This is a genomic window from Cupriavidus sp. CER-90, assembly GCF_057652055.1.
Genome location: NZ_JBYGYM010000001.1, coordinates 1885320 through 1897343 on the forward strand (window position 1 = coordinate 1885320; position 12024 = coordinate 1897343).

The 12024-nt window shown below is 69.5% G+C and carries 14 protein-coding genes; 8 read left to right on the plus strand and 6 right to left on the minus strand.

Annotation, left to right across the window (positions count from 1 at the left end):
• From mdcE to mdcA, 5 genes are read right to left on the minus strand one after another with little or no spacing between them, the layout of a single operon-like run.
• On the minus strand, positions 1-843 hold the full coding sequence (gene mdcE / locus AC24R4_RS08385) for a biotin-independent malonate decarboxylase subunit gamma (protein ID WP_487522725.1): 843 nt from the start codon (positions 841-843) through the stop codon (positions 1-3).
• Positions 840-1694, minus strand: a complete 855-nt coding sequence (locus AC24R4_RS08390; protein ID WP_487522726.1) for a biotin-independent malonate decarboxylase subunit beta — start codon at positions 1692-1694, stop codon at positions 840-842. The genes mdcE and AC24R4_RS08390 overlap by 4 nt, the downstream gene beginning before the upstream one ends.
• Positions 1691-1999, minus strand: a complete 309-nt coding sequence (locus tag AC24R4_RS08395; protein ID WP_487522727.1) for a malonate decarboxylase subunit delta — start codon at positions 1997-1999, stop codon at positions 1691-1693. Before AC24R4_RS08395 ends, AC24R4_RS08390 begins: the two co-directional genes overlap by 4 nt.
• On the minus strand, positions 1999-2913 hold the full coding sequence (locus tag AC24R4_RS08400) for a triphosphoribosyl-dephospho-CoA synthase (protein ID WP_400395152.1): 915 nt from the start codon (positions 2911-2913) through the stop codon (positions 1999-2001). The genes AC24R4_RS08395 and AC24R4_RS08400 overlap by 1 nt, the downstream gene beginning before the upstream one ends.
• Entirely contained in the window at positions 2913-4571 is a 1659-nt protein-coding gene (gene mdcA, locus AC24R4_RS08405; protein ID WP_400395154.1) for a malonate decarboxylase subunit alpha, read from the minus strand. The genes AC24R4_RS08400 and mdcA overlap by 1 nt, the downstream gene beginning before the upstream one ends.
• A gap of 262 nt (positions 4572-4833) precedes the next feature.
• Between mdcA and madL the strand changes: the two genes are divergently transcribed.
• On the plus strand, positions 4834-5229 hold the full coding sequence (madL, locus tag AC24R4_RS08410) for a malonate transporter subunit MadL (RefSeq protein WP_153947089.1): 396 nt from the start codon (positions 4834-4836) through the stop codon (positions 5227-5229).
• A gap of 14 nt (positions 5230-5243) precedes the next feature.
• Positions 5244-6026 (plus strand): malonate transporter subunit MadM, encoded by a 783-nt coding sequence (gene madM, locus AC24R4_RS08415; protein ID WP_400395156.1) that lies wholly within the window; start codon positions 5244-5246, stop codon positions 6024-6026.
• 13 nt (positions 6027-6039) lie between these two features.
• Here the strand turns inward: madM and AC24R4_RS08420 are convergent, their stop codons facing one another.
• Positions 6040-6966: a LysR family transcriptional regulator gene (locus AC24R4_RS08420; protein WP_400395158.1), complete on the minus strand. Its 927-nt coding sequence runs from the start codon at positions 6964-6966 to the stop codon at positions 6040-6042.
• Between the two features lie 236 nt (positions 6967-7202).
• Between AC24R4_RS08420 and AC24R4_RS08425 the strand changes: the two genes are divergently transcribed.
• From AC24R4_RS08425 to AC24R4_RS08450, 6 genes are all read left to right on the plus strand, one after another.
• On the plus strand, positions 7203-8135 hold the full coding sequence (locus AC24R4_RS08425) for a hypothetical protein (protein WP_487522728.1): 933 nt from the start codon (positions 7203-7205) through the stop codon (positions 8133-8135).
• Between the two features lie 82 nt (positions 8136-8217).
• Complete coding sequence (locus AC24R4_RS08430) at positions 8218-8517, plus strand: EF-hand domain-containing protein (RefSeq protein ID WP_487522729.1); 300 nt, start codon at positions 8218-8220, stop codon at positions 8515-8517.
• A 59-nt stretch (positions 8518-8576) separates the two neighbouring features.
• A complete protein-coding gene (locus AC24R4_RS08435) occupies positions 8577-9290 on the plus strand; it encodes a response regulator (RefSeq protein WP_487522730.1) in 714 nt (237 codons plus the stop codon).
• Complete coding sequence (locus AC24R4_RS08440) at positions 9290-10597, plus strand: ATP-binding protein (RefSeq protein WP_487522999.1); 1308 nt, start codon at positions 9290-9292, stop codon at positions 10595-10597. The genes AC24R4_RS08435 and AC24R4_RS08440 overlap by 1 nt, the downstream gene beginning before the upstream one ends.
• 109 nt (positions 10598-10706) lie before the next feature.
• Positions 10707-11468, plus strand: coding sequence for a DUF4410 domain-containing protein (locus tag AC24R4_RS08445; protein ID WP_487522731.1), 762 nt, complete (start codon positions 10707-10709; stop codon positions 11466-11468).
• Positions 11469-11572: 104 nt separating this feature from the next.
• A complete protein-coding gene (locus AC24R4_RS08450) occupies positions 11573-12013 on the plus strand; it encodes a MarR family winged helix-turn-helix transcriptional regulator (protein ID WP_249640907.1) in 441 nt (146 codons plus the stop codon).
• Positions 12014-12024 lie beyond the last annotated feature (11 nt).

Consider the following 12024-nt stretch of genomic DNA (forward strand, 5'->3'; position numbering starts at 1 on the left):
TCAGTCCCGGTCCTGCCACTGGCTGGCCAGCAATGCGCGGGCCTGACGCGTGGCGCTGCGGTTTTCGCCGTGAAGGCGACTGCGCAGGTTGCGCTGCGGATCGGCGTCGATGTCGGCCAGTGCCGCGGCCAGCTGGCCCTGCACGGCGGCCAGGTCCTGCGCGGTGGGGGCGGCGGCGTCCTGCACGGCGACGGTGCGCCACAGCAGGCCCAGCGTGGCGTAGTTGTCGAGGTCGTAGGCCATCGGCGGCACGGTGGCGGCAAACGCCTCCAGGTCTTCGACACTGCGCAGCGTGATGCGCGCGGCGGCTTCCTTGCCCATTGCGTGGACCTGTACGCCCGGGTCGCGCAGTGCCAGGATGCGGTTGGCCTGGTAGCCGTGCGCCAGGAACGCCCCCGACATCGCCTTGCCCACCAGCAGCGCAATCACGGGATGCCCCTGCAGCCGCGCCGTGGCATAGGCAGCGGCCGCGCTGGCCAGGGCCTGATGGATGCCGAACGCTTCCTCGCGCCGGCCATAGGCCTGGCTGGGGGTATCGACAATGGCGACGATGGCGCGCTTGACCGGGAGATCGCGGTCGGCGGCCACGGCGTCATAGACGGCGCGCGCCAGCGACCAGCCTTCGAGCAGTCCTGCCTCGCCCTGGCGCGCACGCGGGAACGGGCTGGCGGCATCGGGCACCACGGCGATCAGGCGCGCGGCGCGGCCGGCGGTCTCCACGTCGGCCACCTGGACCGATGCCGGATAGCCGGGCAGTCGCGCGGCGTTGCCGCTCAGGGCGGCCAGCCAGGTGTCGCCCCGGCTCGTGGCGCGGGGTGCCGATTGTGTGGGCGTGGCGCTCATTGACGGTCTCCATAGAGGCGGCGCACGGTGGCCGGGTCCGGTTGATGGACGGTATCGCCAGCGACATAGGCGGCGATGCGTTGCAGATAGTCGGCGTAGCGTTCGCTGCGCGCGGTGTCCTGCACGGGCGCGGATGCCAGTTCGGCCACCACGTCGCGGATTGCGGCGGCGTCGTCGTCGACATAGCGGTCGGCCAGGCCCGTGGCATGGCGTTGTTCGCCGCCGGTCAGGCCCCAGATGAACGGGCGGTCGCGCGAATCGTATTCGCCCACGCCGGCCTCCTGTTCGATCACGGCCGGCCCGTTCAGGCCCAGGCGCGCCTCGCGCGTGACCACCAGCGCGCTGCACAGGCCGGCGGCAATCGACATGCCCCCGAAGCACCCCACCTGGCCGGCGATCACGCCGATCACCGGCTGGTAGCGGCGCAGGTCGACGATGCCGGCATGGATCTCGGCAATCGCGGCCAGCCCCAGGTTGGCCTCCTGCAGGCGCACGCCGCCGGTTTCGAACAGGATGACGGCACGCGTGGGCACGCCGCGGCGGTTGTCGTCGGCGGCCAGCTCCAGCGCGCCGGCAATCTTGGCGCCACCCACTTCGCCCAGGCTGCCGCCCTGGAACGAACCTTCGATGGCCAGCACCACGGCGGGCTGCCCGTCGATCCGGCCCTTGGCGACGATCACACCGTCGTCGCCTTGCGGCACGACGCCCTGGCGTTCCAGCCACGGCGAGGTCAGGCCATCGAACGGCCCGGCCAGTTCGCGGAAGGTGCCGGGGTCCAGCAGGGCGCGGGCGCGTTCGCGTGCGCCGAGTTCGACAAAGCTCTCGCGGGACAGCAGGGCGGCGCGGGTCATGTCGGCTCCTTGCCGTCGAGGGCTTCGAACGCCTCGGCCAGGCGCATGCCCACCACGCCGGGCGTGGCGCCGAAGTCGTGGATGCGGATCTTCATCGCGGCGCGCGGTCCGGCGCCGAACACGCGGTTGAGCTGGGCATCCCAGACGCGGCCGTATCCGTTGATCGACGTGGTCACATCGATCAGGGTCTTGCCGGCTTCACAGGGCTCGATGATGACTTCCAGGTCGCCAGAGCCGACCACGCCCACCAGCACGCGGTGCGCGGCCGGGGCGCCTGCGGCGTATTCGAAACGGAGCTGTTCCATCAGTGTTCTCCAGATGGCGCGCCCGAGAGCCCGCCAAGCCGATCAAGAAAAAGGGTGGCGGCCAGCAGGTCGGCGCTGCCGCCCGGCGATGCACGGCGCGCGTGCATCGTGGCTTCGAGGTCGTGCAGGCGTCGGCGTCCGGCCAGCGTGCCGATGCCGCCGGCGTCGAGCACGGCGTCGGCGCCGGCCTGTACGTCGGCCAGCCCGGCACGGCCGGCACGCGCCAGCACGCAGGTGTCGTCGAGCCGCGCCATGATGGCCAGCAGCGCGTTGACCTGCGCCGTGGGCTCGGCGTCGCCACGCGCGCGGGCCTCGCGCAACATCGGCAGGCCGATGCCCATCACGTGCGGAAAGCCGGCCTCGGCCTGTTCGCGCGCGCCGCCCACGCCGTAGGCGGCACGTGCCAGCTCGCCCTTGTTGCCGGTGTGGGCCGGACGATGGCGATCGGGCATGCGGGCGATGACCGCGGCCATCTGGGCAATGGCCTTCGCGTTGGGCAGGGCACCGCGCGTCTTGCCAAGCCAGCCCGCCGCACCGGCCAGCAGGCCCAGTGCCCAGATGGCGCCGCGATGCGTGTTCACGCCGCCTGTGGCGCGCAGCATGGCGGTTTCGGCCTCGCGGCCCAGCGCGCCCAGCCGCTCGCGCAGCGCCACGTCGATGCGGCGCGCCTGCTGCCCGGCCACGGCCATGGCCGAGAAGCTGTCGCCCAGACTGTGCGCCGAAGCGATCATCAGCGTCAGCGACATGTCGGCATGGGTGCCGTTGCCGCGCGCGTCCACCAGGCCGGGCTTGGGCGCCAGCCGGGCTTCGTCGACCAGCACGGCGACGGCCAGGCCGCCAATGGCGCCGGCCAGGCCGGACGGCGCGACATCGCCATGGGCGGCCGGTGGGAGAGGGGCAAGCGCAGCAGTCATCACCAGCTCCTGAAGCGGGCCGGCGGGTTGTAGAGGCCGCCCGACCATTCCACCAGGTCGGCCATGCTGCGCGCGGCCAGCAGCGAGCGCGTGGCCTGCGCGCGATGCACACCCAGGTCTTCGGGCAGCGCGATCAGGCCGTCGCTGCGCATCTGGCGCGTGGTGGCCGGATCGTGCCGCATGCCGATCGGCGTGACGCCGGCCACGGCGGCGATCATGCGGCGCCGCTCTTCCAGCGACCGCGCCTTGTACAGGTAAGCGATGCCCTCCTCGGTCAGCACGTGCGTGACGTCGTCGCCGTAGATCATGACCGGCGCCAGCGGCATGCCGCTGTCCTTGGCCACCTGCACGGCATCCATCGATTCCACGAAGGTCGGCTTGCCGCCGGCCTGGAACGTTTCCACCATCTGCACCACGAGCTTGCGGCCCCGGGCCAGCGGGTCGTCGGTTTCGATCAGGTCCAGCCAGGCGGGCGTGGCGTGGCGGCGGCCGCCCGGGTTGTGGCCCATGTTCGGCGCGCCGCCAAAGCCGGACAGCCGGCCGCGCGTGACCGTCGAGGAATGGCCGTCGCCGTCGATCTGCAGCGTGGAGCCGATGAACAGGTCCACCGCGTACTGGCCGGCCAGCTGGCACAGCGCGCGGTTCGAGCGCATGCTGCCGTCGCGGCCGGTGAAGAACACGTCGGGGCGCGCGGCCACGTAGTCTTCCATGCCCAGTTCGCTGCCGAAGCTGTGCACGCTTTCCACCCAGCCCGATTCTATGGCCGGGATCAGCGTCGGGTGCGGGTTCAGCGTCCAGTACTTGCAGATCTTGCCCTTCAGGCCCAGCTGCTCGCCGTAGGTGGGCAGGATCAGTTCGATGGCGGCGGTGTTGAAGCCGATGCCGTGGTTCAGCGACTGGACGTTGTGGCGCTCGTAGATGCCGCGAATCGCCATCATCGCCATCAGGATGTGCACCGGCTTGATCAGCCGCGGATCGCGCGTGAACAGCGGCTCGCAGAAGAACGGCTTGTCGGACTGCACCACGTAGTCGATCCAGGAGCCCGGGATGTCCACGCGCGGCAGGCCGGCCGGATCATCGACGATCTCGTTGACCTGGGCGATCACGATGCCGTCACGGAACGCCGCGGCTTCCACCAGGGCTGGCGAATCCTCGGTGCTGGGGCCGGTGTACAGGTTGCCCTCGCGGTCGGCCTTGTAGCCGGCCGTGAGCACGATCTGCGGCGTCAGGTCGACATAGAGCCGCGAATACAGCTCGATATAGGTGTGGATGGCGCCCACTTCGAGCAGGCCGTCTTCCAGGAACTGCGAGATCCGCACGCTCTGGGCGCCCGCGTAGGCGAAGTCGAGCTTGCGGGCGATGCCGCGCTCGAACAGGTCCAGGTGTTCCACCCGGCTCACGCTCGGGATGATCATGTGCAGGTCATGCACGCGCGACGGATCGGCCTCGGCGAGCGCGCGCGACAGGAAATCGGCCTGCTTCTGGTTGTTGCCCTCCAGCACCACGCGGTCGCCGGGGGCCGTGATGGTTTCGAGAAAGCGCACGATGTCGCCGGTGGGCACCACCTTGCCCGTGGCGATCTTCGCGCCCAGGTCCTGGCGGCGCCGCTTCTCGGTGCGGCGCGTGTCCCATTGTCGTTCCGGTATCGGATTCAGCATGACGTCTCCGGTGTGCTGCGGTCGTTACGGCAAAGATAGGCCACGCGGCGGCGGGCGAACAATCAACGTCGGCGACGGACCGTTACGGCGGGCGTAACTAAACCCTTCACCCCACGGTAACGGGACGATTAACCGGACCGTAACGATCGAGCGCCGCTGGTTGATTGATGCGGCGCGCCGCCGTTCCTAGAGTTGTCTGCAAATGTCCGCCCCACCGGGGATGCGGCGCCCGCCATACCAACCATACCAACTGGAGACAACCATGATCATCTACGGAACCGCTTTACTGGCCATCTGCCACCTGGTGGGCCTGTACCTGGGCGATTTGCTCGGCGCAGCCATCGGCGTCAAGTCCAATGTGGGCGGGGTGGGCATTGCCATGCTGCTGCTGATATTCATCCGGCTCTACCTGCACGACCGGGGGCTGATGCCCAGGGAGACCGAGGCCGGCGTGGGCTTCTGGGGGGCGATGTACATCCCCGTGGTGGTGGCCATGGCGGCCCAGCAGAACGTGGTGGCCGCGCTGCGCGGCGGCCCGGTGGCCGTGCTGGCGGCCATCCTGGCCGTGGCGGCCTGCGCCTGCCTGATCGCGCTGCTCAGCCGCACCGGCGATCACGAGCCGCTGCCGCCGCTGCCGGCCGAAGCCGTTTCGCAATAAGCCGGGAGATCGCCATGACTATCGCTGCGCCGGCCATGATGTTCGACAACGTCCTGCTCCACAACGGCCTGGTGACCGCCTTTGCCACGGTCGGCATCGTGATGTGGGTGTCTTCACAGATTTCAAGGCGGCTGACGAAAGGGCGCCTGCATGCGTCGGCCATCGCCATCATGATCGGCCTGGGGCTGGCCTATTACGGTGGCGTGGTCACCGGCAAGGAAAAAGGCCTGGCCGATTTCGCGCTGTTCTCGGGCATCGGCCTGATGGGCGGCGCCATGCTGCGCGACTTCGCCATCGTTGCCACGGCCTTCGAGGTGCAGGTGCGCGAGGCGCGCAAGGCGGGGATGGTGGGCGCCGTGTCGCTGCTGCTGGGTACCGTGGTGCCATTCATCGTCGGCGCGCTGGTGGCGCGGGCGTTCGGCTACAGCGACGCCGTCAGCATGACGACCATCGGCGCGGGCGCGGTGACCTACATCGTGGGCCCCGTCACCGGCGCGGCGCTTGGCGCCAGTTCGGACGTGATGGCGCTGTCGATCGCCACCGGGCTGATCAAGGCCATCATCGTGATGGTCGGCACGCCGTTCGCCGCGGGCTTCCTGGGCCTGAACAACCCGCGCGCCGCCATGGTGTTCGGCGGGCTGGCCGGCACGGTCAGCGGGGTCTCGGCCGGACTGGCCGCCACGGACCGCCGGCTGGTGCCCTATGGCGCGCTGGTGGCCACGTTCCACACCGGGCTGGGCTGCCTGCTGGGGCCGTCGGTGCTGTACCTGGCCACCAAGGCGATCGTGGGAGGCTGATCCCGGGGCTGGATCAGCAGGGCGGGCGGCCGCCGGACTGCGTCAGCATGCGGCAGACGGCGGCCAGCGCCAGCAGGTTCGGATCGCGCTCGCGGCGGCGCAGGAAGCTGAGCCCGATGGTCTGCTTCATGCCGTAGTCGGCCGTCAGCGGCACGAAGGCCACGTTGCGCGCGAACACGTCGCGCACGCGGCCCGGCAGCAGCGAGTAGCCGATGCCGCCGCCCACGAGGTTCATCAGCGAGAAAATGTCGCCCACCTTCATCACCACGTTGGGCGTGAAGTCGGCAATGCGGAAGGCCTCGGCAAAGCCGCTCGATGTCACGAACCCGTCACCGAGCGACACGAACGGCTCGTCGCGGCACAGGCGCAGGTCCACGGCGGGCAGCTTCGCGTAGTGGGAGTCGGCCGGCGCGGCAAAGAAGATGTCGTCCTCGAACATCGGGATCGACTCGATCTCGGCGCTCGGCTCGGGCAGCCCCATCAACGTGGCGTCGATGGTGCCCTGGCGCAGCTTGTCGAGCAGGTCGGCGTTGGAGCCCAGCACCAGCTCGGTCTGCAGTTCGGGGCGGCGCATCTTGATGCCGATCACCACCTGCGGCACCGTGCGGATCGTCAGCGAATAGAGCGAGCCGATCTTGAGCTGGTCGGCCGAATAGCCGGCGGCCTCGCGCGTCACACGTACGCCATCGGCCATGGTCTTGAGCACGTCGCGCGCCACGTCGGCCAGCACGTGGGCCGCTTCGGTGGGCAGCAGGTTGCGGCCCTCGTGGCGGAACAGTGCGCAGCGCAACCCTTCCTCCAGCGAATGCAGGGCCCGGTGCACGCTGACGGTGCTGACCTCCAGCACCTCGGCGGCCTTGGCCAGGTTGCCGGTGTCCATGAACGCGAGCAACGCTTCGAGCTTGCGGAACGTGATGTCTTCGCTGATGCGTTCGGGCATGGTCTGGGGGCGGCGGGACGGAAGTCGGGACAGGCCCAGATGATCGCACACCGGGCCGGCGATGTGCATGGCGCACGCGGCGGGACACCTTCCCGCGGCCAATCATGTCGCCCGGTTACACCGGGCCGGCGTGACATATCCCGACATGAATGCCAGGGCGACAGCCAGCGATCCGCCTCCTAGAGTTCAGCCCGTCGACGCAACACCACGCGTCAATCGAACCGAGAGGACACACCATGGCCAACCGCCTCCTGATTGCCGCAGCCGGATCGCTGATGCTGCTTGCCAATGCTTCGGCCTTCGCCTGGAGCGGCGGTCACTTCCATGCCTATACGCCGCGCGGCGAGTTCAGCGGCGGCCATGCGATGTCCTGCGGCGGCGGCAGTTGCTCGCATGCCGGCGGCGCCGTGGGCCCCTGGGGGCGGACGGCCACCAACACCGGCACGGTGACGCGCAACGCACCGGGCCAGTTCTCGAATGCCGGCACGGCGGTCGGGCCGAACGGTCGTTCGGTGCAGCACGACGGCAGCACCAGCTGCGCGGGCGGCACCTGTGACCATACGGGCGACATGACCGGTTCGAACGGCCGCACGGCCAGCACCAGCGGCAGCGTCACGCGCGACGGCCCGGGGCAGTACCGCTCGTCGGGCACCGTGACGGGCGGCAATGGCAACAGCTGGAACCATTCGGCCGGGACGAACTGCGCCGGGAACACGTGCGATCGGTCCGGCACCGTCAGCAACAGCGCTGGCGGCAGCGTCACCCATGCCGGCAGCGCCACCCGCGTGGCGCCGGGCGTGGTGACGACCGGCGGCGGCAGCACCGTCTACCACGGGGCGACGGTCAGCACCGGCAGCACGGTCGTGGTGGGCGCTGCCCCGATCTATGTGCCGCCGCCTGCGCCGGTGGTCGTGGCGCCGGTGCCGGTGCCGGTGATAGTGCCGCCGCCCGCACCCGTGGCAGTGGTGGCCCCGGCCGCTCCCGTCCTGCCGCCCCCTCCGCCGCCCGTGGTGATGCCTGCGCCCGTGGTCGTCACACCGCCCCCGCCGGTGCGCGTGGCGCCCGTCTTGGTGGCGCCGCCGCCGGTCTATGTGGCGCCGGCCCGGGTGGCCGTGCTGGTGCCGGGGCACTGGGTGGGCGGCGTCTGGGTACCCGCGCACTACGCCTGAGCGGCGACGTTCGCCGCAACGATTTCAACCTCGCCGGCCAGGGCAAGCACGCCAGATGCCGGCAAACCAACGGAGTTGCATCATGAAGAAGATGATCACGGTAACGATCTTGTGTATTGTTTCTGCAGGGGCCGGTGCGCAAGGCCTGGCGGGCGGCGGCGGTGAAAACCGCATGGCACGTACCGAGCAGGTGCTGTCCGAACTGCAGACCCGCTTTGCCAACGCCAACACCACGCGGGACGGCAAGCTGACGCGCGCACAGGCGCAGGCGGGGATGCCGATGGTGGCGCGGCACTTCGACGAGATGGACACGCACCACGCGGGCTATCTGACGCTGCCGCAGATCGAGGCGTTCATGGCCCAGCGCATGCGGTCGCGTTGAGGGGGGGCGGGGCCAGCAGGTCAGTCCAGGATCAGAAGCACAAGAACCGGAGGGGCGGCATGGACCAGGGACACCGCATCATCGTGCTCGACGACGAGGCCGAGCTGCGCAACATGCTCCAGCGTTTTCTGACCGGCCATGGCTTCCAGGTGCGGGCCGTTGCCGATGGCAAGCAACTCAACCGCTACCTGCAGCGCGAGCCCTACGACCTGCTGGTGCTGGACCTGATGATGGAGCCCGAGGACGGGCTGTCGATCTGCCGCCGGCTGCGCGCCGAAGGCCAGACGCTGCCCATCCTGATGCTGACGGCCAAGGGCGACCCGGCTGACCGCGTGGTCGGCCTGGATACCGGCGCCGACGACTACCTGGCCAAGCCCTTCCTGCCCGATGAACTGGTGGCGCGTATCCGCGCGCTGCTGCGGCGCCAGAAGATTGCCGCGGGCGACCCGACGGTGACCAGCCAGACCCTGAGCTTCGGGGAATTCCGCTTCGATGTCGGCAAGCAGACGCTGACGCGCGGCGGGGCGCCCGTGGAAGTTCACTCGGCCCAGATGCTGTTGCTGCACGCGCTGGGGTCGTCGCCCAACCGCGGGGTCAGCCGCGAAAACCTGCTGGCGCGCGCCCGGGGCCGCGACCACGACGCGCTGGACCGCAGCATCGACGTGCAGATCCTGCGGCTGCGCCAGATCGTCGAGGAAGATCCGTCCCGGCCCCGCTTCATCAAGACCGTCTGGGGCGTCGGCTACATGCTGGTGGCGGGCGTGGACGCATGATGCGTCGCATGCTGCCGCGATCGCTGCTGGCGCGCAACATCGTCCTGCTGGTGATCCTGGTCTTCCTGACGCAGGCCTGTTCGCTGTTCGTGCTGCTGCACTACGTGCAGCGTCCGCGCGTGGAGCGGGCCGCCGCCGTGTTCTCGCACTACGTCATGCTGATGGACCGCGCGCTCGCCACCATGCCAGCCGGCGAGGCCCGCGCGGCCGTGGCGCGCATGGGCGGGCAGACCGATCCGCCGCCCGACGATCCACCCGGCGCCGACACGGCCCACCCGTTCCGTACCTGGCAGCGCGACGTGTTCATGCGCGCGCTGCGGCACGACCTGGCGCGCCATACCGATGTGCGCTGGCAGGGCGGCGACGACGACGAAAAGCTCTGGATCCAGGTGCATGCCGCCGGATCGCCCACGTGGATTGCGCTGCCGATGACGGCCGACGCACAGGCCAGCGGCATCACGGCCGCCATTGCGCTGTCGGCGGCGCTCGCGCTGCTGGCGGCGTTGACCGGCTACCTGCTGCAGCGCCATTTCAACCGGCCGCTGCAGGACCTGGCGCAGGCGGCCAACCGCATCCATGCGGGCGAGATGCCCGAGGCCTTGCCGACCAACGGCCCCACCGAAATCGCCGAGGTCAGCCGTGCCTTCAACGACATGACCGAGGCATTGCGCCAGGCCGAGAAAACGCGCGCGCTGATGCTGGCGGGCGTTTCGCACGACATCCGCACGCCGCTGACCAAGCTGCGCCTGGCCATGGCGATGACGCTGCCGCGCGGCACCGACGACGCCTTCGTGGCGTCGGTGGAAGGGTATCTCGATCACATCGACATGATCCTTCAGCAGTTCATGGACTACGCCGGCAGCGGCGAGAAAGAGGCGCCGCAGCCAGGTGACCTCAATGCGCTGGTGCGTCAGCTGGCAGCCGATTTCGCGGGGCTGGGGCACGAATTCGAACTCGACCTGGGGCCGCTGCCCCCGGTGGTGTATCGGCCCACCAGCATGCTGCGCCTGCTGATGAACCTGATGCAGAACGCGATCAAGTACGGCAAGACGGGCCTTTTCGTGCGCACGTGGCAGGACGGCCGGCAGGCCCATGTGGCGATCTGCGATCGCGGCACGGGCCTGGGCGCGGCGGATCTGGAGCCGTTGCGCGCACCGTTCAGCCGGGGCAGCAATACGCATGGCGAGGGCGGCACGGGCCTGGGGCTGGCCATCGTCGAACGCATCGCGCGGCTGCACGGCGGCGCGCTGTCGTTCCGCGAGCGCGAAGGCGGTGGGCTCGAGGTGGTGGTGTCGCTGCCCGCGTGACATGGGATGAAATAGTTATCGCCTGGCCTGTTGCGCGGCTTCGTCCAATACTGGGTCTGCCGGCGCCGATGTCCGGTGCCAACCGCAACCCCCAGCAAGGACCCCTATCATGACGAACACTTTCCAGGCGCTCTCGCGCACCGCCAGGCAACTGACCATCGCCGCCGTGGCTGCGGCATCGATGATGATGGCTGGCGGCGCGTCGGCCACGACGATGATCTCCGAAGCGTCGGTGCCGGCGTCGCTGTCGCACGTGCAGGCCGACGTGGTCTATGTGCGTGGCTTCGACGTGAGCGCCAGCCAGGTCAAGGTCGACAACACGATGATGCACCGGATCAAGGCGATGGCGTCTGGCGACGCTGGCGGCAGCGCCCAGGACCCGGCCGCGCTGGCCGCGCGCAATGCCACGGCCGACGAGATCGTCCGCCAGCTTCAGGCCAAGGGGCTGCATGCCGTGCGTCTTGATGGCCCTGTGCCCGCCGATGCCAACGCCCTGATCGTGGAAGGCCGCTTCGACAGGATCGACGAAGGCAATCAGCGCCGTCGCACGATGATCGGTCTGGGCGCGGGCAAGAGCGATGTGTCGGCATCGGTCCAGGTGCTGTACCAGCCAGCACATGCCCAGCCGATTCCGCTGGCGCTGTTCGATACCAGCGCCGACAGCGGCCATCTGCCCGGCGTGGCCGAGATGGCCGGCGTGGGCGCGGCGGCCAGCCACGTGGCCACGTCGGCGGCGGCCAGCGCCGGCTTGCACGGGGCGACCGGAGCCCGGCGCGACAGCGTTGCCGGCGAAGCGCAGCGCGTGGGCGATGCCGTGGTCAGGCAGGTGATGGCCGTGCTGGGCCAGCCGGGCGGGGCCGCACGTATCTGAATCGTCCGTTCGAAACCGATCGAAACGATGGGCGCCCCTGTGGCGTCCTTTTCTTTTTCTGACGCCTCAGATACATTGGCATTTCCTGATTTGCCTGAAATGCCGTGAAACACTACACACGCGAAAACTTCCAGCTAACGCAAAGTGTCGGCTTTCACCTGAACCGGGCACGCAACAGCCTGCTCATGGAGATGGATGCCGCGCTGCGCCCGCTGGACATTACCGCCCAGCAGATGGGCATCCTGCTGTCGCTGATGCGCGGGATGGCCAGCACGCCGCTGGAGGTCAGCCGGCTGCTGGGCATCGACACCGGCCTGATGACGCGCATGTTGGACAAGCTCGAAAACAAGGGCCTGCTGCAGCGCCAGCGCAGCGACGAGGACCGTCGCGTCATCCACCTGATCCTGACCGACAAGGGCAGGGACGTGGCGGCGCAACTGCCCCATATCGCGCCCGAAGTGCTCAATCATCGGCTGCGCAATTTCTCCGAGGCCGAATTTGGCGAGTTCATGCGCCTGCTGCAGAAGTTCGCGGACGGCAGCTGAGGCCGCCGTCC

Excerpts from the sequence above, each read along its gene's own strand:
- mdcE (WP_487522725.1), bottom strand. The coding sequence starts at position 843 with ATGAGCGCCACGCCCACACAATCGGCACCCCGCGCCACGAGCCGGGGC.
- AC24R4_RS08390 (WP_487522726.1), bottom strand. The coding sequence starts at position 1,694 with ATGACCCGCGCCGCCCTGCTGTCCCGCGAGAGCTTTGTCGAACTCGGC.
- AC24R4_RS08395 (WP_487522727.1), bottom strand. The coding sequence starts at position 1,999 with ATGGAACAGCTCCGTTTCGAATACGCCGCAGGCGCCCCGGCCGCGCAC.
- AC24R4_RS08400 (WP_400395152.1), bottom strand. The coding sequence starts at position 2,913 with ATGACTGCTGCGCTTGCCCCTCTCCCACCGGCCGCCCATGGCGATGTC.
- mdcA (WP_400395154.1), bottom strand. The coding sequence starts at position 4,571 with ATGCTGAATCCGATACCGGAACGACAATGGGACACGCGCCGCACCGAG.
- madL (WP_153947089.1), top strand. The coding sequence starts at position 4,834 with ATGATCATCTACGGAACCGCTTTACTGGCCATCTGCCACCTGGTGGGC.
- madM (WP_400395156.1), top strand. The coding sequence starts at position 5,244 with ATGACTATCGCTGCGCCGGCCATGATGTTCGACAACGTCCTGCTCCAC.
- AC24R4_RS08420 (WP_400395158.1), bottom strand. The coding sequence starts at position 6,966 with ATGCCCGAACGCATCAGCGAAGACATCACGTTCCGCAAGCTCGAAGCG.
- AC24R4_RS08425 (WP_487522728.1), top strand. The coding sequence starts at position 7,203 with ATGGCCAACCGCCTCCTGATTGCCGCAGCCGGATCGCTGATGCTGCTT.
- AC24R4_RS08430 (WP_487522729.1), top strand. The coding sequence starts at position 8,218 with ATGAAGAAGATGATCACGGTAACGATCTTGTGTATTGTTTCTGCAGGG.
- AC24R4_RS08435 (WP_487522730.1), top strand. The coding sequence starts at position 8,577 with ATGGACCAGGGACACCGCATCATCGTGCTCGACGACGAGGCCGAGCTG.
- AC24R4_RS08440 (WP_487522999.1), top strand. The coding sequence starts at position 9,290 with ATGCGTCGCATGCTGCCGCGATCGCTGCTGGCGCGCAACATCGTCCTG.
- AC24R4_RS08445 (WP_487522731.1), top strand. The coding sequence starts at position 10,707 with ATGACGAACACTTTCCAGGCGCTCTCGCGCACCGCCAGGCAACTGACC.